The organism is Citrobacter sp. RHBSTW-01044, from assembly GCF_013781945.1.
Lineage (GTDB): Bacteria > Pseudomonadota > Gammaproteobacteria > Enterobacterales > Enterobacteriaceae > Citrobacter > Citrobacter braakii.
The window spans coordinates 3,432,241-3,454,600 of sequence record NZ_CP056180.1 but is presented as its reverse complement, the minus strand read 5'-3'; the positions used below and the strand labels follow the sequence as shown (position 1 = coordinate 3,454,600).

General features: G+C 53.0%; 19 protein-coding genes and 7 tRNA genes. 3 read left to right on the top strand and 23 right to left on the bottom strand.

Features of this window, described 5'->3' with window-relative positions; all coding sequences use genetic code 11:
• The first annotated feature begins 29 nt into the window (after positions 1-29).
• The gene (gene cobD / locus HV352_RS16855; RefSeq protein WP_137352683.1) at positions 30-1,124 is read left to right on the top strand and encodes a threonine-phosphate decarboxylase CobD; all 1,095 of its coding nucleotides are present in this window, start codon (positions 30-32) and stop codon (positions 1,122-1,124) included.
• Here cobD and nadD read toward each other — a convergent pair.
• Genes nadD through leuS form a run of 4 tightly spaced genes read right to left on the bottom strand, consistent with a single transcriptional unit; the run spans position 1,099 to position 5,963 of the window.
• Complete coding sequence (gene nadD / locus HV352_RS16850) at positions 1,099-1,740, bottom strand: nicotinate-nucleotide adenylyltransferase (RefSeq protein ID WP_087121840.1); 642 nt, start codon at positions 1,738-1,740, stop codon at positions 1,099-1,101. The genes cobD and nadD overlap by 26 nt on opposite strands.
• Before the next feature lies 1 nt (position 1,741).
• Entirely contained in the window at positions 1,742-2,773 is a 1,032-nt protein-coding gene (gene holA / locus HV352_RS16845) for a DNA polymerase III subunit delta (RefSeq protein ID WP_181634915.1), read from the bottom strand.
• A complete protein-coding gene (gene lptE / locus HV352_RS16840) occupies positions 2,773-3,366 on the bottom strand; it encodes an LPS assembly lipoprotein LptE (RefSeq protein WP_016152238.1) in 594 nt (197 codons plus the stop codon). Before lptE ends, holA begins: the two co-directional genes overlap by 1 nt.
• 14 nt (positions 3,367-3,380) lie before the next feature.
• Positions 3,381-5,963: a leucine--tRNA ligase gene (leuS, locus tag HV352_RS16835; RefSeq protein WP_181634914.1), complete on the bottom strand. Its 2,583-nt coding sequence runs from the start codon at positions 5,961-5,963 to the stop codon at positions 3,381-3,383.
• Positions 5,964-6,198: 235 nt separating this feature from the next.
• Between leuS and HV352_RS16830 the strand changes: the two genes are divergently transcribed.
• A complete protein-coding gene (locus tag HV352_RS16830; RefSeq protein WP_003022748.1) occupies positions 6,199-6,681 on the top strand; it encodes a zinc ribbon-containing protein in 483 nt (160 codons plus the stop codon).
• 45 nt (positions 6,682-6,726) lie between these two features.
• On the opposite strand, the gene rihA is transcribed toward HV352_RS16830, so the two are convergent.
• The 10 genes from rihA to miaB form a co-directional block, all read right to left on the bottom strand.
• Positions 6,727-7,662 carry a pyrimidine-specific ribonucleoside hydrolase RihA gene (gene rihA, locus HV352_RS16825; protein ID WP_046274594.1) on the bottom strand — a complete coding sequence of 312 codons (936 nt, stop codon included), beginning with the start codon at positions 7,660-7,662 and terminating at the stop codon, positions 6,727-6,729.
• Positions 7,663-7,778: 116 nt separating this feature from the next.
• Positions 7,779-8,504 carry a glutamate/aspartate ABC transporter ATP-binding protein GltL gene (gene gltL, locus HV352_RS16820; RefSeq protein ID WP_003022754.1) on the bottom strand — a complete coding sequence of 242 codons (726 nt, stop codon included), beginning with the start codon at positions 8,502-8,504 and terminating at the stop codon, positions 7,779-7,781.
• The gene (gltK, locus tag HV352_RS16815; protein WP_003022757.1) at positions 8,504-9,178 is read right to left on the bottom strand and encodes a glutamate/aspartate ABC transporter permease GltK; all 675 of its coding nucleotides are present in this window, start codon (positions 9,176-9,178) and stop codon (positions 8,504-8,506) included. Before gltK ends, gltL begins: the two co-directional genes overlap by 1 nt.
• Positions 9,178-9,918 (bottom strand): glutamate/aspartate ABC transporter permease GltJ, encoded by a 741-nt coding sequence (gltJ, locus tag HV352_RS16810; protein ID WP_016152241.1) that lies wholly within the window; start codon positions 9,916-9,918, stop codon positions 9,178-9,180. Before gltJ ends, gltK begins: the two co-directional genes overlap by 1 nt.
• A gap of 288 nt (positions 9,919-10,206) precedes the next feature.
• Positions 10,207-11,115 carry a glutamate/aspartate ABC transporter substrate-binding protein GltI gene (gene gltI / locus HV352_RS16805; protein ID WP_016152242.1) on the bottom strand — a complete coding sequence of 303 codons (909 nt, stop codon included), beginning with the start codon at positions 11,113-11,115 and terminating at the stop codon, positions 10,207-10,209.
• 357 nt (positions 11,116-11,472) lie between these two features.
• Positions 11,473-13,011, bottom strand: a complete 1,539-nt coding sequence (lnt, locus tag HV352_RS16800) for an apolipoprotein N-acyltransferase (RefSeq protein WP_094760687.1) — start codon at positions 13,009-13,011, stop codon at positions 11,473-11,475.
• A 24-nt stretch (positions 13,012-13,035) separates the two neighbouring features.
• Positions 13,036-13,914, bottom strand: coding sequence for a CNNM family magnesium/cobalt transport protein CorC (gene corC / locus HV352_RS16795; RefSeq protein WP_005121418.1), 879 nt, complete (start codon positions 13,912-13,914; stop codon positions 13,036-13,038).
• Positions 13,915-14,076: 162 nt separating this feature from the next.
• Positions 14,077-14,544, bottom strand: coding sequence for an rRNA maturation RNase YbeY (ybeY, locus tag HV352_RS16790; RefSeq protein ID WP_003835559.1), 468 nt, complete (start codon positions 14,542-14,544; stop codon positions 14,077-14,079).
• Positions 14,541-15,587 (bottom strand): PhoH family protein, encoded by a 1,047-nt coding sequence (locus tag HV352_RS16785; RefSeq protein ID WP_019076268.1) that lies wholly within the window; start codon positions 15,585-15,587, stop codon positions 14,541-14,543. The genes ybeY and HV352_RS16785 overlap by 4 nt, the downstream gene beginning before the upstream one ends.
• Positions 15,588-15,778: 191 nt before the next feature.
• The gene (gene miaB / locus HV352_RS16780) at positions 15,779-17,209 is read right to left on the bottom strand and encodes a tRNA (N6-isopentenyl adenosine(37)-C2)-methylthiotransferase MiaB (protein ID WP_016152245.1); all 1,431 of its coding nucleotides are present in this window, start codon (positions 17,207-17,209) and stop codon (positions 15,779-15,781) included.
• A 145-nt stretch (positions 17,210-17,354) separates the two neighbouring features.
• Here miaB and ubiF point away from each other — a divergent pair, with 145 nt between their 5' ends.
• On the top strand, positions 17,355-18,530 hold the full coding sequence (gene ubiF / locus HV352_RS16775; RefSeq protein WP_016152246.1) for a 3-demethoxyubiquinol 3-hydroxylase: 1,176 nt from the start codon (positions 17,355-17,357) through the stop codon (positions 18,528-18,530).
• A gap of 103 nt (positions 18,531-18,633) precedes the next feature.
• On the opposite strand, the gene HV352_RS16770 is transcribed toward ubiF, so the two are convergent.
• The 9 genes from HV352_RS16770 to nagD all read right to left on the bottom strand — a co-directional run bounded on the left by HV352_RS16770 (position 18,634) and on the right by nagD (position 22,232).
• Positions 18,634-18,708: transfer RNA gene (locus HV352_RS16770), tRNA-Gln, on the bottom strand.
• Positions 18,709-18,744: 36 nt separating this feature from the next.
• A tRNA-Gln gene (locus HV352_RS16765) sits at positions 18,745-18,819 on the bottom strand.
• Positions 18,820-18,862: 43 nt separating this feature from the next.
• Positions 18,863-18,939: transfer RNA gene (locus tag HV352_RS16760), tRNA-Met, on the bottom strand.
• A 21-nt stretch (positions 18,940-18,960) separates the two neighbouring features.
• Positions 18,961-19,035, bottom strand: a tRNA-Gln gene (locus tag HV352_RS16755).
• A gap of 37 nt (positions 19,036-19,072) precedes the next feature.
• A tRNA-Gln gene (locus tag HV352_RS16750) sits at positions 19,073-19,147 on the bottom strand.
• Between the two features lie 23 nt (positions 19,148-19,170).
• A tRNA-Leu gene (locus HV352_RS16745) sits at positions 19,171-19,255 on the bottom strand.
• Between the two features lie 8 nt (positions 19,256-19,263).
• Positions 19,264-19,340, bottom strand: a tRNA-Met gene (locus HV352_RS16740).
• Between the two features lie 222 nt (positions 19,341-19,562).
• The gene (asnB, locus tag HV352_RS16735; RefSeq protein WP_003835552.1) at positions 19,563-21,227 is read right to left on the bottom strand and encodes an asparagine synthase B; all 1,665 of its coding nucleotides are present in this window, start codon (positions 21,225-21,227) and stop codon (positions 19,563-19,565) included.
• Positions 21,228-21,479: 252 nt separating this feature from the next.
• Positions 21,480-22,232, bottom strand: coding sequence for a ribonucleotide monophosphatase NagD (gene nagD, locus HV352_RS16730; RefSeq protein WP_005121413.1), 753 nt, complete (start codon positions 22,230-22,232; stop codon positions 21,480-21,482).
• Positions 22,233-22,360 lie beyond the last annotated feature (128 nt).

The window sequence follows — 22,360 nt, the reverse complement described above, 5'->3', positions numbered from 1 at the left end:
AAATACCCTTTTTTACGTGGAGCGGCACGATGTCTTTATTGAAGAGCGCACATGGCGGTAACACCCGAGAAGCCGCCGAATTGTTGGGCATCTTGCCTGAGCAGTTGCTGGATTTTAGCGCGAATATTAACCCGCTGGGTATGCCAGTAAGTTTAAAACGGGCGATTATCGACAATCTGGACTGCACGGAGCGTTACCCGGATATCGATTACGCGCAACTGCATGCCGCGCTGGCGGAGCATCATCAAATTCCGTCCTCGTGGATCCTGGCCGGGAACGGTGAAACCGAATCCATTTTTACCCTGGTGCATGGCCTGAAGCCACGCCACGCGATGATCGTGACGCCCGGATTTGCGGAATATCGTCGGGCGCTGCAATGGGGAGACTGTACGATCCATGAGTTTGCGCTGTGCGAAGACGATGGTTGGCAGCTTACCGATGCGATCCTCGATGCGTTAACGCCTGAGCTGGACTGCCTGTTTCTCTGTACGCCCAATAATCCCACCGGGTTGTTGCCTGAAACCCGCCTGCTGCGTGAAATTGCCACGCGTTGCGAGTCGCTGGGGATCGCCCTGATCCTTGATGAAGCGTTTATCGATTTTATTGCCGGGGAGTCGGGGTTTATCCCGTTACTGCACGAGAACCCGCATATTTGGGTGCTGCGTTCGCTCACCAAGTTCTATGCGATCCCGGGACTGCGTCTGGGGTATCTGGTCAACAGTAACGAACAGGCGGTTGCACAGATGCGCAGCCAACAAATGCCGTGGTCAATTAATGCGTTTGCTGCCCTGGCAGGCGAGATTATCTTACGCGATAGCGCGTATCAGCGGGCGACGTGGAAATGGCTGGAACAAGAGGGGGAGCGGTTTGATCAACAACTGCAAGATCTGCCCGGCCTGACGGCGTATCCCGGCCGGGCAAATTATCGTTTATTACGCTGCGATCGTGCGGATATTGATCTGCAACTTGCGTTGCTGAAACAGCATGTCTTGATTCGCAGTTGCGCCAATTATCCGGGGCTGGATGCGCGCTATTATCGGGTAGCCGTTCGCAGCCAGGAAGAGAATAACCGCCTGCTGACGGCCTTACGCAAGGCGCTTAGCGGTACAGTCCCTGTTGATTGATATAGTCAAGCACCGCGTCTGGCATCAGGTCGTCGCACGGCTCGCCCTTTTCCAGGCGCTCACGGATGAGCGTGGCGGAGATGTTAAACCACGGCGTTTCGGCCAGGTAAATTTTCCCGCAAGGCAGGTTGTGCAGGTCATCTGCTGAATGGGTCAGATGATCCTCCAGCCATTGCTGGTGTTTTTCCTGCGCCATTTCGAGTGGATAGCCCGGACGTCGGCACACGATGAGATGGGTATTACCCAGAATCGTGTGGTAGTCATGCCAGGAAGGGAAGGTAAGCAGCGAATCCTGACCAATGATAAACGCTAATGGCACGTTCGGGCCTTGCTCCTCGCGCCACTCTTTTAGCGTTTGCGCGGTGTAGGAGGCGGTATCGCGTTTCAGCTCGCGTTCATCCAGGGAAAACAGCGGCTTATCAGCAATGGCCAGTTCAACCATACGCTTACGTTGCTCACCGGACGCTTCGGGCTGCGCACGATGTGGCGGCACGTTATTGGGCATGATGATGACCCGGGAAAGGCCAATCAGATTCGCCAGAATTTCAACCGGTTTAAGATGACCGTAATGCACCGGATCAAAGGTGCCACCGAACAGAGCCTGCAATGATTTCATATCAACCATCAATAAAAACATCGGCCAGCGATTTATGACAGAGCAAAAGGGAAAGCCCCTCAAGTTCCGCCCACACTGACTGACCATAGTCTTGTTTAAGCGTAATTTCCGTACGCGTTAAAAGCGTAACAGCCTGACGCAGTTGCGCCGGGTTCAGCCGGTTTAACGCATCTCCCATCATGCCCCGGCGATTTTGCCACACCCGGTGTTTATCAAACAACGTGCGCAAAGGCGTATGGGCCGACTGCCGTTTTAAGTTAACCAGCAACAGCAACTCACGCTGTATTGTACGCAGCAAAATAACCGGCTCGCTACCTTCCAGGCGTAGCTGCTGCAGAATGTGCAGCGCGCGTTTGCTTTTGCCCATCAGCAGCGCGTCTACCCAGTGGAATGGGGTAAAGTGCGCGGCATCGTTAACCGCTTTCTCTACGCGAGGCAGCGTTAGTTTGCCGTCAGGCCAAAGCAACGCTAATCGTTCCAGCGCTTGCGCCAGTGCTAACAAATTACCTTCATAGCAATAGCACAAAAGCTGATTGGCCGCGTCATCCAGTTGCAGGTTGTTAAGTTTCGCCCTGGCGGCAACCCAGCGAGGAAGCTGTGCTTGTTCCGGCGTCTGGCAGCTTACCTGCACCGCGTTATTCGCAAGCACCGTATACCATGCGGCGTTTTCCTGTGCCCTGGTGAGTTTGTTGCCGCGAACCATCAGCAGCAGATCGTCATGTAACAGAGTGACGAGTGACGCGAGCTGTTCATTAATGGCGGCATTAGGGCCATTTTCAGGCAACTGCAGAAGCAGGGTTTGACGGCTGGCAAACAGGCTCATCGCCTGGCAGAGTGAAAATATCTCTCCCCAGTCGGTGCTGTTGTCCAGAGTGAAGGCGTGGTGTTCTTCGAATCCTTGCGTTGCGGCAGCCTGACGGATGGCATCCTGGCTTTCCTGCAATAAGAGGGGATCGTTGCCCAAGAGTAAATACGCCGCGCGCAGCCCTTCATTGAGCTGTGCGCGGAGTTGTTCAGGGTACAACTTGAGCATCAGTTACCCAGCGTGGTGGAGACACGCGCCGGAGATGACGCAGGCGCTGCGGTTTTATTCACCGCAGGCTCAGCATCAGCATTGGATGACTGAGTATCGGCCAGATGTACGCTTGGCAGCTTACGAATCAACTGTTCAGCCGCTTTGTCATACATCTCTTTTATGATCATGTCCTGCTCGTTATCCTTCGCCAGTGCAGCCTGTGGGTTGTCAAAGAACGAACGATAAACTTTGGCGCTGATTGGGTAAATATCATGACCTGGAATCAGCACAGTAGCACTTACGGACATCACCATCTGGTATTCAGCCGTTTGACCGTTCTGGAATACCGATGCCGTATCTTGCGAAAGGCTGACCGCACCCAGACGTAAGGACGTCACATCTTTACGCATGGTACCGTCTTCAAGCAGCGTAACGCCGTTCAGACGCAGCTGATTACGCACCGCGCGGCTTAACGGGCCGTTCGGATCGCCAGAGTTCAGGATCATGGTTTTCATTGAGGGTGGAACCTGCGTAGTACTACGCAGATGCCAGCCACACCCGGCGGTGACAAGCACCGCCAGCGATAACAACAATGTTGTCAGAAGTCGCACGCTTCCTCCCGCGCTTAGCCAACGACCAGATTGAGGAGTTTACCCGGTACATAAATCACTTTACGTACGGTAACGCCATCAAGATATTTTGCCACCAGATGCTCCTGGCCAGCACGTTCACGAACCTGCTCTTCAGTGGCGTTTACCGGAACGGTGATTTTGCCACGTACTTTGCCGTTTACCTGAACCACAACCAGCGTTGAGTCTTCAACCATTGCTGCTTCGTCCGCCACCGGCCACGGCGCGTTGTCGATATCGCCTTCGCCTTTCAGCGCCTGCCACAGGGTGAAGCAAACGTGTGGGGTGAACGGGTTGAGCATGCGTACAACAGCCAGCAATGCTTCCTGCATCAGGGCTCTGTCCTGCTCGTCTGCCTGCGGTGCTTTCGCCAGCTTGTTCATCAGCTCCATAATCGCCGCAATCGCGGTGTTAAAGGTCTGACGACGACCGATATCATCGGTGACTTTAGCAATGGTTTTATGCACGTCGCGACGCAGCGCTTTTTGATCTTCGCTCAACACATCAACGTTCAGGGCAGCAACATCTCCCTGGGACGTATGTTCGTAAACCAGTTTCCAGACACGTTTCAGGAAGCGGTTCGCCCCTTCAACGCCGGATTCCTGCCATTCCAGCGTCATATCAGCCGGAGAAGCGAACATCATGAACAGACGTACGGTGTCGGCGCCGTAGCGTTCAACCATGACCTGCGGGTCGATACCGTTATTTTTTGACTTGGACATCTTGCTCATGCCGGTATACACCAGTTCATGGCCTTCTGCGTCCTTAGCCTTGACGATACGACCTTTTTCGTCACGCTCAACGATGGCATCAACCGGAGAAACCCAGTTACGTTCGCCGTTGGCGCCAACGTAGTAGAACGCATCGGCCAGAACCATCCCCTGACACAGCAGCTGTTTAGCTGGTTCATCAGAGTTGACCATGCCTGCGTCGCGCATCAGTTTGTGGAAGAAGCGGAAGTAGAGCAGGTGCATGATGGCGTGTTCAATACCGCCAATGTAGATATCAACCGGCAGCCAGTAGTTCGCCGCGTCGGAATCCAGCATACCTTCCTGATACTGCGGGCAGGTGTAGCGCGCGTAGTACCAGGACGACTCCATAAAGGTATCGAAGGTGTCAGTTTCACGCAGCGCAGGCATACCGTTAACGGTGGTTTTCGCCCACTCTGGATCGGCTTTGATTGGGCTGGTAATGCCGTCCATGACTACGTCTTCCGGCAAAATAACCGGCAGTTGGTCTTCTGGCGTTGGCAGGACGGTACCGTCTTCCAGCGTCACCATCGGAATCGGCGCGCCCCAGTAACGCTGACGGGAAACACCCCAGTCACGCAGACGATAGTTAACTTTACGCTCACCCACGCCTTTAGCTACCAGCTTGTCAGCAATAGCGTTGAAGGCCGCTTCGAAGTCGAGGCCGTCAAACTCACCGGAGTTAAACAGCACGCCTTTTTCGGTCAGCGCTTGTTCAGACAGATCCGGCTCTGCGCCTTCAGCGGTCAGAATTACCGGCTTGATGGTCAGGCCATATTTGGTCGCAAATTCGTAATCGCGCTGATCGTGACCCGGAACGGCCATAACTGCGCCTGTACCGTATTCCATCAGCACGAAGTTTGCCGCCCAAACCGGGATCTCTTCGCCAGTCAGCGGGTGAACGGCTTTGAAACCAGTGTCGACGCCTTTCTTCTCCATGGTCGCCATTTCGGCTTCAGCAACCTTGGTGTTGCGGCATTCGTCAATGAAGGCAGCCAGTTCTGGGTTATTTTCAGCGGCTTTCTGCGCCAGCGGATGACCTGCAGCAACGGCCAGGTAGGTCGCACCCATAAAGGTGTCCGGGCGTGTGGTGTAGACGGTCAGCGTGTTGTCGTAACCGTTCACATCGAAGGTGATTTCCACGCCTTCAGAGCGGCCAATCCAGTTGCGCTGCATCGTTTTCACGGTGTCAGGCCAGTGATCCAGATTATCCAGGTCGCGCAGCAGTTCGTCAGCGTAAGCGGTGATTTTGATGAACCACTGCGGGATCTCTTTACGCTCAACTTTGGTATCGCAACGCCAGCAGCAGCCGTCGATAACCTGTTCGTTCGCCAGTACGGTCTGGTCGTTCGGGCACCAGTTAACGGCAGACGTTTTCTTGTACACCAGCCCTTTTTTGTACAGCTCGGTGAAGAACTTCTGTTCCCAGCGGTAGTATTCCGGGGTGCAGGTCGCCAGCTCACGGCTCCAGTCGTAACCGAAACCCAGCATTTTGAGCTGGTTTTTCATGTATGTAATGTTGTCATACGTCCACGGTGCCGGGGCGGTGTTGTTTTTGACCGCTGCACCTTCGGCAGGCAGGCCGAACGCATCCCAGCCAATTGGCTGAAGTACGTTTTTGCCCAGCATGCGCTGATAGCGGGCAATCACGTCGCCGATGGTGTAGTTACGGACGTGGCCCATGTGTAGTCGACCAGAAGGATAGGGAAGCATAGACAGGCAGTAATACTTCTCTTTGCTCTCGTCTTCGGTAACTTCAAATGTGCGCTTCTCATCCCAGTGAAGCTGTACTTTGGATTCTATCTCTTCCGGGCGGTATTGCTCTTGCATGGCAGCCAGTGGTCCTGTTTTCAATACAGCTACAAACGTAGCTCTAGATGTGGTGTTTTAGATCCGCATAGCATAGCCCAAACGCCCGCGCCAAAACAGCCTTTCGCGCATTCAACGTTGAATTCCCGTAAGGATAATTCTTGCACGAATTTACACACTCTGTGGACAGTCTTGCAAAGCGTAGCGTAAATAACGTCTATTATTATAGACAGTTAACGACCCAGGAGGCGAAGCGATGAACAAGGTTGCTCAATATTACCGTGAACTGGTGGCTTCACTGAGTGAACGCCTGCGTAATGGCGAACGCGATATTGATGCGTTGGTGGAACAGGCGCGTCAGCGCGTTATGCAGACCGGGGAGTTAACGCGCACCGAGGTGGAAGAGCTCACCCGGGCCGTCAGACGCGACCTGGAAGAGTTTGCTCTGAGCTATGAAGAAAGCCTCGATGAGGAGACCGACAGCGTCTTTATGCGGGTTATCAAAGAGAGTATCTGGCAGGAACTGGCCGATATTACCGATAAAACGCAGCTCGAATGGCGCGAAGTGTTCCAGGACCTCAGCCATCACGGGGTTTATCACAGCGGCGAGGTGGTCGGGTTGGGCAATCTGGTCTGCGAGAAGTGCCACTTCCATTTAGCGGTGTACACTCCTGATGTGCTGCCGCTATGCCCGAAATGCGGACACGATCAGTTCCAGCGTCGACCGTTTGAGCCGTGATAATGTTGCCGGATGCGACGCGCTGCGTCTTATCCGGCCTACGCATTAGGCGTAAAACTTCAACCGTTCTGCCAGCAGATCGACAAAACCTTCGCGATCCACGTCCACCATTACGGTGGCGTTTGGCTTATTGCCGCTCAGGAAGTAGTAATCAACCACGGTCATTCCCTGGGTGTATTTGCCCTGAGTTTCCACACCAACCCAGCGTTCAACGGTGGTAAACAGTTCAGGTTTCAGCAGCCAGGCAATGGTGCATGGATCGTGCAGCGGCGCGCCAATGAATCCCCATTTTTCATCTTTGTGATATTCAAAGAAGAAGTCGAGTAGTTCAGCAACGATTGTCGAAATGGGATTGCCGATAGCGCGGAACCGTTCGGTATCTTCACGATGTATTTGCGCTTTATGCGTGACATCCAGTCCAGCCATCACCACCGGAATGCCCGACTGGAACACGATCTCAGCGGCTTCTGGATCCACGAAGATGTTGAACTCAGCGGCGGGCGTCCAGTTTCCGAGGCCCATTGCACCACCCATGATCACGATACGGGCGATTTTGGGGTGCAGTTCAGGATGGCTATTCAGTAGCAATGCCACGTTAGTTTGCGGCCCGGTGGAGACAATCGTCACCGGTTCCTGACTGTTACGCAGGGTTTTCGCCATCAATTCCACGGCGGTACAGTCCTGTGGAGCAAAAGCGGGTTCAGGCAGCGCTGGGCCATCAAGCCCGCTCTCACCGTGGACGTTATCGGCAATTATCAGGTCGCGCATCAGCGGTTTGACTGCGCCACCGGCCACTGGGATATCCGTGCGGTTGAGCAACGTTAACATACGCAATACGTTACGCAGCGTTTTGTCGGGGGTCTGGTTACCGGCAGAGGAGGTTATCGCTTTCACATCCAGTTCAGGTGAAGCGAGGGCGAGAACAATTGCGATAGCGTCGTCATGACCTGGATCGCAATCAAACAGGATAGGAAGTGCCATTGTTGCTCCTTGTAAGTGGGACTTTGTGACAAGGTTAACGCTGGGCTGTGCCTGTTTCGAGAAGTGAAGAGATAAATCGTGAGGTGGCGCGCACATGGAGGTGCGCGCCAGCAAAATTAGTGCAGGATTTTCGCGAGGAAGTCTTTGGCACGGTCTGATTTTGGATTAGCGAAGAACTCTTCTTTCGGTGAGTCTTCAACAATCTTCCCTTCATCCATGAAGATCACCCGGTTCGCCACTTTACGCGCAAAGCCCATTTCGTGGGTAACCACCATCATGGTCATCCCTTCATTGGCCAGTTCAACCATGACGTCCAGTACTTCGTTGATCATTTCTGGGTCGAGCGCTGACGTCGGTTCGTCAAATAGCATGGCGATAGGATCCATGCACAGCGCCCGGGCGATGGCGACACGCTGTTGCTGGCCCCCGGAGAGCTGAGCTGGAAACTTCTCGGCATGCGCTGACAGACCAACGCGTTCCAGTAACTTTTGCGCTTTGTCGCGGGCCGGCTTTTTATCGCGTTTAAGCACTTTTACCTGCGCCAGAGTCAGGTTCTCAATAATCGACAGATGCGGGAACAGTTCAAAGTGCTGGAACACCATGCCAACGCGAGAGCGCAGTTTGGCCAGATCGGTCTTTTTATCATTCACCACGGTACCATCAACGGTGATGACGCCCTGTTGTACCGGCTCCAGCCCGTTCACCGTTTTGATAAGCGTTGATTTACCTGAACCTGACGGGCCGCAGACCACCACCACTTCACCTTTTTTCACTTCCGTGGAGCAGTCGGTCAGCACCTGAAAGTGACCATACCATTTAGAAACATTTTTCAGGGTAATCATTAAACTGTCCTTTTCTTCAAATAGCTGACCAACAACGATGCGCTCAGACTGAATACAAAATAAACGGCACCAGCAAACAGGATCATTTCAACCTGCGTGCCGTCACGCTCGCCAATGGTGGAGGCGGTACGGAAGAAGTCTGCCAGACTCAATACATAGACCAGCGAGGTATCCTGGAAGAGTACGATGCCCTGGGTAAGCAGCAGCGGCACCATCGCGCGAAATGCCTGCGGCAGAATGATGAGCTTCATCGACTGCCAATGGGTCATCCCCAGCGCCAGCGCGGCACTGGACTGCCCGCGAGAAATACTCTGGATACCGGCGCGGATAATCTCGGAATAGTACGCGGCTTCAAACATCGAAAATGCGACCATCGCTGAGATCAGGCGAATATCGGTTTTTGGCGACAGACCCAGCACGTTTTGCAGGAAGCCGGGCACAATCAGGTAGAACCACAGCAGCACCATCACCAGCGGAATGGAGCGGAATACGTTGACGTAGCCCTTCGCAAACCAGGCAATTGGCGCGAAGCTGGACAGACGCATTACTGCAAGGATGGTCCCCCAGACGATACCAATGACGACTGCCGTGACGGTGATTTTCAGCGTGATGATCAGCCCATCCAGCAGATACGGCAGGGAAGGGACGATAGAACTCCAGTCAAATTCGTACATTATTTGCCTCCCAAATTGCCAGGCAGGCGGATTTTGCGTTCGACGAGATTCATCACCAGCATGATGACGGCGTTAATCAGTACGTAGGCCAGAGTGATAGCCGTAAACGATTCCCATGCGTGGGCGGAGTAATCCAGTAGTTTACCCGCTTGCGCAGCCATATCGACCAGGCCGATAGTGGAGGCGATCGCGGAGTTCTTTACCAGGTTCATCATCTCTGAGGTCATTGGCGGAACAATCACGCGGTAAGCGTTTGGCAGCAGAACATAGCGGTAGGCCTGCGGCAACGTCAGCCCCATCGCCAGCGCGGCATTTTTCTGCCCGCGAGGCAGAGACTGAATAGCGGCACGAACCTGTTCGCAGACGCGCGCAGCGGTAAACAGCCCCAGACAAAGCATGGATGAGAGGAAGAACTGAATGTTGGGATCCAGTTCTGACTTAAACCACATCCCGATGTTTTCCGGCAGCAGTTCAGGAATGACCAGATACCAGGTAAAAAACTGGACGATGAGCGGAACGTTACGAAACAGCTCGACGTACAGCGTACCGATCCCGGAAAGGAAACGATTTGGTACGGTACGTAAGATGCCGAATAAAGAGCCGATGAGGAAAGCGATAACCCAGGCGGTGATAGATAACGCGACAGTGACCTGGAAACCACTCCAGAGCCAGCCGAGATAGGTGGTGTTGCCGAACGGGGCTTGTTGTAAAAAAATACCCCAGTTCCAGTCTATAGACATAAATCTACTCCAGAAAAAAAAGGGTAGCAGCGCTACCCCCGAAGATTGTTATTCAGCGTTTTGCGGTTTTCAGGCCTGATGGGGAACGACCATCAGGCTTATAGTCTGTCCGTGCTGAGTAGCAATCGAGAGGGAGGGGAAGCCTCCCTGATTACACTTCATCCTTCAAGATATCTCGTTGTTGGCTGCCTTTATTCATCCCGGTTACTTACTCATGTAAGCGCCCGGGAATTCGCTCAGTTGCCGCCTCGATATAACTTGAAAGGTTTTGTGTACTCTTCTAATTAATTAGTTAAGCGCTTTATCATTCGGTTCTTTGAACAGGGCTTTCATCTCGTCTGACAGTTCGAAATTCATGTTCAGGTTCTTCGGTGGAATTGGATTTTTAAACCACTTATCAAACCATTTCTCAGCTTCGCCTGAGGTCTGCGCCTTGGCGATAGTGTCATCCATCAGCTTTTTGAACTGAGGGTCATCTTTACGCAGCATGCAGCCGTAAGCTTCCTGAGACTGTGGCTTGCCGACGATCTCCCAGTTGTCTGGTTTCTTCGCCTTCGCGCGCTCGCCAGCCAGCAGGGCGTCATCCATCATAAAGGCAACGGCGCGGCCGCTTTCCAGAGTACGGAAAGAGTCACCGTGGTCTTTCGCGCTGATGATGCGCATATCCATTTTTTGTTCTTCATTCAGCTTGTGCAGCAGCACCTCTGAGGTGGTACCCGAGGTCACGACTACGGCTTTACCTTTCAGATCGGCGAAATCTTTGACGTCGCCGCCTTTTTTCGCCAGCAGACGAGTACCGACGACGAAAATGGTGTCAGAGAAAGCCGCTTGTTTTTGGCGCTCGACGTTGTTGGTGGTGGAGCCACATTCAAAGTCGAAGGTGCCGTTTTGCAGTAGCGGGATACGGTTTTGTGAAGTAATCGGGATCAGTTTCACCTGCAGGTCAGGCTTGTTCAGCTTTTTCTTCACGGCTTCAACGATCGCGTTGGAGTAATCCTGTGAATAACCGACCACTTTTTGCTGGTTATCGTAGTAAGAAAACGGTACCGATGATTCACGGTGGCCGACCACAATCACGCCGTTTTTGGCGATCTTGTCCAGCGTGCTGCCTGCCGCTGGTGCTGCGTCTTCTGCGTGCGCCAGACCGGCGGACATTCCCATGACCAGCATGGCAGTGGCGAGCTTACGTAATTGCATATCCAACTCCTTTATCGTCTGCGCCAGGGACGCATTGATACCCATTGTGATGTTGTTATTGTTTGCTACTAAAACGTGCAGTCTTGTATATGTTTGTTAACATTTAGTTTGGATGAGTGTAAAGAATTTGCTGTTTTATTGTTTATTTTTGCGAGGTGCGCCGCACCATTTGGGGGCAAAAATATCTTGTTGCACTTTTCAGGTGCTACCGGCGCTCAACGTTGGTGCGACCAGGTTGCACATTCAGCCAAAACTGCATTTGTCTTGTAGAACAAAGCAATAGACGTGCCAGAATGGGGAGCGGGAAATGTTTTGTGGGCCGGATAAGCGAAACGTTATCCGGCCGGGAAAGGAAGGTTACTTACGACGCTGGCGCAGGCTCATTACTACCGCACCAAAGCCAAACAGCGCGGTAAGCAGCCAGAGCGGCCAGTTACCGGTACGGGCATAAGGGGTTAAGCCCGTCGTTGGCGTCACGCTGGTGGTCAGGACCTGGCGGGTAAACTGCGGGATCATCGCCTGAATCTCACCCTGTGGACCAATCACCGCCGTAATACCGTTGTTGGTGCTACGCAGCAGAGGGCGCGCCAGCTCGAGTGAACGCATACGCGCCATCTGGAAGTGCTGCCACGGGCCGATGGATTTACCAAACCAGGCATCGTTGGAAATCGTCAGCAGGTAGTCCGTATCCGGGCGGAAATTATCCCGTACCTGTTCGCCAAGAATGATTTCATAGCAGATGGCAGCCGTCAGCTTAAAGCCGTGCGCATGCAGCTGTGGCTGCACATAAGGCCCACGGCTGAAAGACGACATTGGCAGGTCAAAGAACGGCGCTAACGGGCGCAGGATCGATTCCAGCGGGACGAACTCGCCAAACGGTACCAGATGGTTTTTGTTGTAGCGGTTGCTGGAGTCGTAACTGTACGGGCTGTCTTTACCCAGCGTGATGATGGTGTTGTAGGTGTCGTAACGATTCTGCTTGTTCAGCCGTGCGTCAACGATACCGGTAATCAGCGTGCTGTTTTTCGATCTCAGCAGGTCATCCATCATGCCCAGAAAACGCTGCTGATTAATTTCCAGGTCCGGAATAGCGGATTCTGGCCAGATGATCAGCTGTGATTTGCCCATCTCAGGCTGGGTGGCGTCGAGATAAATCTTCAGGGTGTTGAGTAACTGACCTTCATCCCATTTGAGCGACTGCGGAATGTCGCCCTGCACCATCGAGACCTGAGTGGTTTTTTCCGGCTCAAGCGTGTACCACTGGATATAGCGCAGCGGAAAGGGCAGAGCAAAGAGCACTAGCGCGGCAATCAGCGGCTTCCAGTTACGCGTCACCAGCGCCAGCGCCAGCAGGCCGCTAACCACCATCAGCAGGAAGTTAATCGCCTCAACGCCCATCACCGGAGCCAGCCCTTTTAACGGACCGTCGATCTGACTGTAGCCGAACTGTAGCCACGGGAAGCCGGTCAGTACCCAGCCGCGCAGGAATTCGGTTATTTGCCAGACGACCGGCGCGGCAATCGCCACGCGTATCCAGGTGGTTTTCGGCCACAGACGCGCCAACACGCCGGCAAACAGGCCGGTGTAGAGGGAAAGGTATGCGGCAAGCAGAACCACGAGGAACACATTAATGGGGCCCGGCATACCGCCAAACTGCGCGATGCTGACGTAAACCCAGTTGATGCCGGAGCCAAACAGCCCCAATCCCCAGAAGTAGCCGATTGCGGCAGACTGGAGCGGACGGCGATTGAAGGTAAGAGCCTGCAGGCCCATCAGCGAAACGATCGCAGCGGGCCAGATGTCATACGGAGAGAAAGCCAGCGTCCCGCAGGCACCGAATAATAACGCCAGCAGCAGGCGAATGCGCTGGCGTTCAATTAATGGGGCAAATGCCATGTAGTCTTAGATCCAGTTTCGGGTTTATTCGTCCAGTTTGGGCTGGGGTGAGTCGTCCGGAATTCTGACATGAACCTGAATAATACGACGGCTGTCGGCCATTGCCACTTTGAACTGGTAACCATCAATGTCGATAGTCTCCCCGCGCGCGGGCAGATGACCAAAGGCCTGCATGACCAGCCCGCCGATGGTATCTACTTCTTCGTCGCTAAAATGGGTACCGAAAGCGTCGTTGAAGTCTTCGATCGGCGCCAGAGCGCGAATGGTCCAAGTGTGGCGACTGAGCTGACGGAAATCGATATCGTCTTCTTCGTCGTACTCATCTTCAATTTCACCCACGATCAGTTCAAGGATGTCCTCAATGGTCACCAGACCTGAGACACCGCCGAATTCGTCGATGACGATAGCCATATGATAACGCTGGGAGCGGAACTCTTTCAGCATGCGGTCAACTCGCTTGCTTTCAGGTACGACAACCGCCTGGCGTAACACTTTCTCCATGCTGAAGGCTTCGGCATCGCTGCGCATAAACGGCAGCAGATCTTTGGCCATCAGAATCCCTTCAATGTGATCTTTGTCTTCGCTGATCACCGGGAAACGCGAGTGGGCAGACTCGATAATGACATCGAGACATTCGTCCAGGGTCTGGTTGCGTTTCAGGGTAATCATCTGAGAGCGAGGGATCATGATGTCGCGCACGCGTTGGTCCGCAATATCCATCACCCCTTCGAGCATATCGCGCGTATCTTCATCGATAAGGTCGTTTTGCCCGGAATCACGGATCAGCTCCAACAGTTCGTCGCGGTTTTTTGGTTCACCGTGGAAAAGTTGGCTCAGTAACAGGGAGAAAAATCCCTTTTTGCTGTTTAAGGTGTCACTACTGTGTGAATTGTCGTCGCTCATGGCGTCGTATGGGTTCTCTTGTTAGTTAATACAAAGCTCGTCATGCGTATATTCAGCTGTTGACGGCATGTCTCTTCATCGTACTTCAAACCAGGTAAGCCGGATAAGGCGCAATACCTGATGGCGGCTGCGCCTTATCAGGCTTACAAGATTTCGAAATGCTTATTCTTTCTCGGCAATGTACGGATCCTCATAGCCCAGAGCAAGCATAATCTCTGTTTCGAGGGATTCCATCTCTTCCGCTTCATCGTCTTCGATATGGTCGTAACCGAGTAAATGCAGGCTACCGTGCACCACCATATGCGCCCAGTGGGCCTCAAGCGGTTTGCCTTGTTCCTGCGCTTCTTTCTCGACTACCTGACGGCAGATGATCAAATCGCCCAGCAGCGGCATTTCAATGCCCGGCGGGGCTTCAAACGGGAAAGAGAGTACGTTGGTTGATTTATCTTTCCCGCGATAGGTCAGGTTCAGCTCGTGGCTTTCCGCGTCATCGACCAGACGAATGGTAACTTCAGACTCTTCCTGAAACTGTGGGATCACCGCATCCAGCCAACCCTGAAACTGACTTTCTGTTGGTAAACCAGATTCGTCTTCACATGCCAGCTGTAAATCGAGAATAACCTGACTCATTTTTGTTCCTGCTCCTGAGCTTCGCGCTTGCGTTCTGCAGCCAGCTCGGCTTTGCGTTTCTGTTCTGCTTCTTCCCAGGCTTCATACGCCGTGACGATACGGGCGACCACCGGGTGGCGAACCACGTCTTCGCTATGGAAGAAATTAAAACTAATTTCGTCGACTTCAGCCAGTACTTCAATGGCATGACGCAGACCGGATTTGGTGCTTCGCGGCAGGTCAATCTGGGTGATATCGCCGGTGATAACCGCTTTGGAGTTAAAGCCGATACGGGTCAGGAACATTTTCATCTGTTCGATGGTGGTGTTCTGGCTCTCATCAAGAATGATGAACGCATCGTTTAACGTACGACCGCGCATGTAGGCCAGCGGCGCAACTTCAATGACGTTACGCTCAATCAGCTTTTCGACCTTCTCAAACCCGAGCATTTCGAACAGTGCGTCATACAGCGGTCGTAAGTAGGGATCGACTTTCTGGCTGAGGTCACCCGGCAGGAAGCCGAGTTTTTCGCCCGCTTCCACTGCCGGACGGGTCAGCAGAATTCGACGGATCTCCTGACGCTCAAGCGCATCGACCGCAGCGGCAACCGCAAGATACGTTTTACCCGTACCCGCAGGGCCAACGCCAAAGGTGATGTCGTGGTCGAGGATATTCGCAATGTATTGTGCCTGGTTCGGCGTACGCGGCTTAATTACCCCGCGTTTGGTTTTGATGTTCACCGCTTTGCCAAATTCCGGCACGCTGTCTGCGCTTTGCTCAAGCACTCGCGCTTCTTTAATTGCCAGATGAATTTGTTCAGGCTCAATGTCCTGCGTCTGACCGCGCATTGGGGCAGTATCGACGTACAGGCTACGTAAAATATCTGCCGCCGCGGTGACGCAAATTGGGCGACCGGTCAGCTTAAAGTGGTTATCACGGCGGTTAATTTCGATGCCGAGGCGACGTTCCAGCTGCTTGATGTTGTCATCAAATGGGCCGCAAAGGCTCAACAGGCGGGCATTGTCTGCGGGTTCAAGTGTGATTTCACGAGTGTCTATGTTCAAACTGTTCCTCTTTTGCATGTCTTGCCGGACGCTGAACATTTACCGGCATCTAAGGAAATTATTCACGCCATGGGGGAAAGGCGCAAGCATTGCGATAAATATGGGGATGATGAGGTAGATTACAAGGCCCGCCGGGGCAGCGAGCCCAGAAGAGTAAGCCCGACAAGCGTAGCGCCATCGGGCATTGAAGATTAAGGCTGATAAATACCGACGCCCAGATCGTTTTCTTTGCGGGTACGCGCAATAACTGACTCAGGGGATTCAGCGATGCGCAGACCCATTTCGTCTTCGGTGCGCACCACTTTACCGCGCAGGGAGTTCGTCCAGACATCGGTAATTTCTACATCCACGAACTTACCGACCATTTCCGGGTTGCCTTCAAAGTTCACCACTCGGTTATTTTCGGTACGGCCAGACAGTTCCATGATGCTTTTACGCGATGTGCCTTCAACCAGAATGCGCTGGGTCGTGCCAACCATGCGACGGCTCCAGGCCATGGCTTGCTGGTTAATACGCTCCTGCAGAATATACAGGCGCTGTTTTTTCTCTTCTTCCGGCACGTCGTCAACCATATCGGCGGCAGGGGTGCCAGGACGCGCAGAGAAGATAAAGCTGTAGCTCATGTCAAAATTGACGTCTGCAATCAACTTCATGGTCTGCTCGAAATCCTGCGTGGTTTCGCCAGGGAAGCCAACGATGAAGTCGGAGCTAATCTGGATATCCGGACGCGCTGCGCGCAGTTTGCGGATGATCGCTTTATATTCCAGCGCGGTATGGGTGCGTCCCATCAGGTTCAGTACGCGATCTGAACCGCTCTGTACCGGCAGGTGCAGGAAGCTCACCAGTTCTGGCGTGTCACGATACACTTCAATGATATCATCGGTGAATTCGATCGGATGGCTGGTGGTGAAGCGGATACGGTCAATGCCATCGATCGCCGCGACCAGCCGCAGCAGATCGGCAAAAGATCCGATCGTGCCGTCGTAGTTCTCACCGCGCCAGGCGTTCACGTTTTGTCCCAGCAGGTTCACTTCACGCACGCCTTGCGCCGCAAGCTGGGCGATTTCAAACAGGATATCGTCCGCCGGACGGCTTACTTCCTCACCGCGGGTGTATGGCACCACGCAGTAAGTACAATATTTATTACAACCTTCCATGATTGACACGAAAGCGCTTGGACCTTCAGCACGCGGTTCCGGTAGGCGGTCGAATTTTTCGATCTCCGGGAAACTAATATCAACCACCGGGCTACGGGTGGTGCTTCCACGCACTTTGTTGATCATTTCCGGCAGACGATGCAGGGTTTGCGGCCCAAAAATAATATCGACATAGTGCGCGCGTTGGCGAATATGGTCGCCTTCCTGAGACGCAACACAGCCACCGACACCGATGATCAGCTTGGGGTTTTTCTCTTTTAACAGCTTCCAGCGGCCCAACTGATGGAAGACTTTTTCCTGAGCCTTCTCACGGATAGAGCAGGTATTCAGCAGCAGCACATCCGCTTCTTCGGCCACGTCGGTCAGTTGATACCCATGGGTGGCATCCAGCAGATCGGCCATCTTCGATGAATCGTATTCGTTCATCTGACAGCCCCAGGTTTTAATATGGAGTTTTTTGGTCATCGACTTGCTCTTGCGAAATTGTGGCTGAAATGCAGGGCGCATAGTGTACTGCTTTGGCGCGGTTGTGACCAGTATGACGGATGTCAGCCTCAAGGGGTAAAAAATCCTGTAAACTTACACAATACATGTAACAGGATAATTGACCATGACAAATCAACCAACGGAAATTGCCATTGTCGGCGGGGGGATGGTCGGCGGCGCGCTGGCGCTAGGACTGGCGCAGCATGGATTTACGGTAACGGTCATTGAGCATGCCGTTCCCGCGCCGTTTGTGGCTGACGGACAGCCTGATGTCAGAATTTCGGCCATCAGCTCCGCCTCCGTGTCGTTACTGAAAGGGCTGGGCGTCTGGGATACGGTTCAGGGGATGCGCAGCCATCCTTACCGTCGTCTGGAAACGTGGGAATGGGAAAATGCCCATGTGATGTTTGATGCCGCCGAGCTTAAGCTGCCCTTGCTGGGCTATATGGTGGAAAACACGGTCCTGCAACAGGCGCTCTGGCAGGCTCTGGACGTTCACCCCAAAGTCACGCTGCGCGTGCCTGCGTCGCTGATCTCTCTGCATCAACATAACGATCGGCATGAGCTTGAGCTGGCTGGTGGCGAAAAAATCAGCGCGAAGCTGGTCATCGGCGCCGATGGCGCAAATTCTCAGGTGCGGAAAATGGCCGGGATTGGTATCCATGCCTGGCAGTATGCGCAGTCCTGTATGTTGATAACCGTGCAGTGCGAGAATTCGCCGGGAGACAGCACCTGGCAGCAATTCACCCCTGACGGTCCGCGCGCATTTTTACCGCTGTTTGATAACTGGGCCTCGCTGGTGTGGTACGACTCACCGGCGCGTATCCGCCAGTTGCAAGGTTTGAATATGTCGCAACTGCAGGCGGAGATCGCCAAACATTTCCCATCGCGACTCGGTAACGTTACGCCTGTGGCAGCGGGGGCATTCCCGCTAACGCGCCGTCACGCGCTGCAATATGTGCAGCCAGGACTGGCGCTGGTGGGTGACGCCGCGCATACCATTCATCCGCTGGCGGGGCAGGGCGTTAATTTGGGGTTCCGTGATGTGGATGCGCTAATTGACGTGCTGGTGAATGCGCGCAGCTACGGTGAGTCCTGGGCAAGTCAGCCGGTGCTGAAGCGCTATCAGAACCGTCGCATGACTGACAATTTCATCATGCAAAGCGGCATGGATCTGTTCTACGCAGGATTTAGCAACAACCTGCAGCCGCTGCGTATCATGCGTAATCTTGGGCTAATGGCCGCAGAGCGCGCCGGTATGTTGAAACGCCAGGCACTCAAGTACGCGTTAGGATTGTAATTCAGACAGGCCTACAGAGAACGTTGTAGGCCTGGTAAGCGTAGTGCCATCAGGTAATAAATGCAGGAAAGCAAAAAGCTCGCCGAAGCGAGCTTTTTTAATATGGCTGGGGTACGAGGATTCGAACCTCGGAATGCTGGTATCAGAAACCAGAGCCTTACCGCTTGGCGATACCCCAACGGGTGCATCCACAGAATGGACGGCTTTTTGAAATTGGCTGGGGTACGAGGATTCGAACCTCGGAATGCTGGTATCAGAAACCAGAGCCTTACCGCTTGGCGATACCCCAACAATTTTTTGGATTTACCGAACGAGTCGATACGTCCTTAATATGGTGGCTACGACGGGATTCGAACCTGTGACCCCATCATTATGAGTGATGTGCTCTAACCAGCTGAGCTACGTAGCCAGATACTATCATATTCTTCGATGGCTGGGGTACCTGGATTCGAACCAGGGAATGCCGGTATCAAAAACCGGTGCCTTACCGCTTGGCGATACCCCAATGACCGTTGCGGTGAACCGCTACATCGAAGAAAAAATGGCTGGGGTACCTGGATTCGAACCAGGGAATGCCGGTATCAAAAACCGGTGCCTTACCGCTTGGCGATACCCCATCCGTGCAACGCTTACGGGTGAATGGTGCGGGAGGCGAGACTTGAACTCGCACACCTTGCGGCGCCAGAACCTAAATCTGGTGCGTCTACCAATTTCGCCACTCCCGCAAAAAAGATGGTGGCTACGACGGGATTCGAACCTGTGACCCCATCATTATGAGTGATGTGCTCTAACCAGCTGAGCTACGTAGCCATCTTTTTTTCGCGTAACCTTATCGGCGTTGCGGGGCGCATTATGCGTATTGAGCCTTGAAGCGTCAACCCCTTTTTCATTGAAAATAGCTGGAATGTGACTGTTTGGTTAGGTTGCGAACAGCATGACGCAATATTCGGCAATTATTAGTTATTAATTGTTTTTTTGCACAGAAAATAGACATAAAAAAGAGCCCCGCAGGGCCCTTTTCTAAGGATTAACTTATTTATAAGCGGACTGATGTACGCCAACCGCACGACCAGAAGGATCGTTCATGGTTTTAAACGCCTCATCCCATTCAATTGCTTTGGCAGAAGAACAGGCAACAGACGGCCCGCCAGGCACACATTCCGCAGCGCTCGCAACCGGGAACAGCTCTTCGAAAATCTCACGGTACAAATACGCTTCTTTAGATGATGGCGTGTTGTAAGGGAAACGGAAGCTGGCGGTTTCCAGTTGTTGGTCAGAAACTTGCTCAGCGGCCACCTCTTTCAGGGTATCAATCCAGCTGTAACCGACACCATCGGAGAACTGCTCTTTCTGACGCCATGCAACGCTTGCTGGCAGGTAGGATTCAAAACATTCACGCAGAACATGTTTTTCCATTTTGCCGTTGCCGCACATTTTGTCCTGCGGGTTGATGCGCATCGCCACATCAAGGAATTTCTTATCCAGGAAGGGCACGCGAGCTTCCACTCCCCAGGCCGACATAGCTTTGTTGGCACGGGCACAGTCGAACATATGCAGCGCCTGCAGCTTACGCACGGTCTCTTCGTGCAGCTCTTTTGCATCTGGTGCTTTGTGGAAATAGAGATAGCCGCCAAATACTTCGTCAGAACCTTCGCCCGACAGCACCATTTTAATGCCCATCGCTTTAATTTTACGCGACATTAAGTACATCGGGGTCGAGGCGCGAATCGTCGTAACATCGTAAGTTTCGATGTGATAAATCACGTCGCGGATAGCATCCAAACCTTCCTGCACGGTGAAGTGGATCTCATGGTGTACAGTACCCAGATGGTTCGCCACCTCTTGTGCGGCTTTCAGGTCTGGAGCGCCTTCCAGGCCTACGGCGAAGGAGTGCAACTGCGGCCACCAGGCTTCGCTACGCTCCTGATCTTCAACACGACGCGCGGCGTATTTTTTGGTGATTGCGGAAATGACGGATGAATCCAGACCGCCGGACAGCAATACACCATAAGGAACATCTGACATCAGGTGGCTTTTCACTGCATCTTCCAGTGCCTGACGCAACTCGTTTTTATCGGTAACGTTGTCTTTTACCGCATCGTATTCAAACCAGTCGCGCTGATAGTACTGACGAATTTCGCCGTCTTTACTCCATAAATAGCTACCGGCCGGGAATTCTTTGATCGTGCGACACACGGGAACCAGAGCTTTCATTTCAGACGCAACGTAGAAGTTACCGTGCTCGTCGTAACCCATATACAGCGGGATGATCCCGATATGATCGCGACCGATCAGATAAGCGTCCTGCTCGCTGTCGTACAGAGCAAAAGCAAACATGCCTTGCAGGTCATCCAGAAACTCTGGGCCTTTTTCCTGATACAGTGCAAGGATAACTTCGCAGTCGGAACCGGTCTGGAACTGATAGCGATCGCCGTATTCAGCGCGCAGCGCCTGATGGTTATAAATTTCACCGTTAACCGCCAGGATATGCGTTTTCTTCACGTTGTACAGCGGCTGAGCACCGGCGTTGACGTCGACGATGGACAGACGTTCGTGCGCCAGAATGGCGTTATCACTGGCGTAAATACCCGACCAGTCCGGGCCGCGATGGCGCATCAGACGAGACAATTCCAGGGCTTTTTTACGCAGTTCAACTGCGTCAGTTTTAATATCGAATACGCCAAAAATAGAACACATAACCTTCTCCGTTAACCTGTTGCGTGATGCTTTTTATGTTTGCTTGATAAAGAAAATGCCGCAAAGCTGGAGAGGGCGCAAGTGAATTACGGGTCAGAAAATAAAAAACGCAATGGTCATTGTGGATTGGTGAAAAAAGATTACAGAATAGACGGGTTTATTAATGAATCGATAATTTTATGGCGGTTTTATTAAATGGAAGGATTTCTTCTGGCCGGATATGACGCGGGGGCGTCTTATCCGGCTTACGCATCAAATCACATCAATTTCCGCAACGGACGGGTAAATCCAGCTTGGTCTGAACGGCATGCTGTCAATGTCGTCGAGCGTCGAAACGCCAGACAATACCAGGATGGTTTCGAGACCCGCCTGGAAGCCCGCCAGAATATCGGTACGCAGGTTGTCGCCAACGATAACGGTCTCTTCCGAATGCGCCTGCATTTTGTTGAGCGCCGCGCGAATAATCCACGGGCTGGGTTTGCCCACATAAAACGGCTTGCGGCCAGAGATTTTTTCGATACCGGCGCACAGCGCACCGCAGGCGGGATAAAAGCCGCGTCCGTGAGTATCTGGGTTTGTGGCGATGAAACGCGCGCCGTTGGCCACAAAATATGCTGCTTTATGCATCATGTCCCAGTTATAGGATCGCGTCTCGCCAACAATCACAAAATCGGGGTTCACGTCAGTAATAGTAAACCCGGCTTTATACAGCTCGTGAATTAACGCACCTTCACCTACCACGTAAGCCTTTTTCCCTTCCTGGCGGCGAAGAAAATCAGCGGTAGCCATGGCGGAAGTATAAAAGACGCTATCAGGGACATTCACACCCGCGGTGGCGAAGCGGTTTGCCAAATCCTGCCCGGTCTGTGAAGGATAGTTAGTCAGCAAAACTAACGGCAGGCCTTTTTCCAGGATCCCAGTCAGAAATTCTGCCGCACCCGGTACGGCAACATTGTCGTGCATCAGCACGCCGTCGATATCACAAATTACATTCTTAATGGCCATGGACAATCCGACATCAAAAAAAGAAGGCATTACTATACACAAAATACACTAAATCATTCGAGTTGCATCAAGGCGGCAAGTCTGAGAACCCCGGGAGCTTACTGAAGTAAGTGACTAGGGTGAGCAGA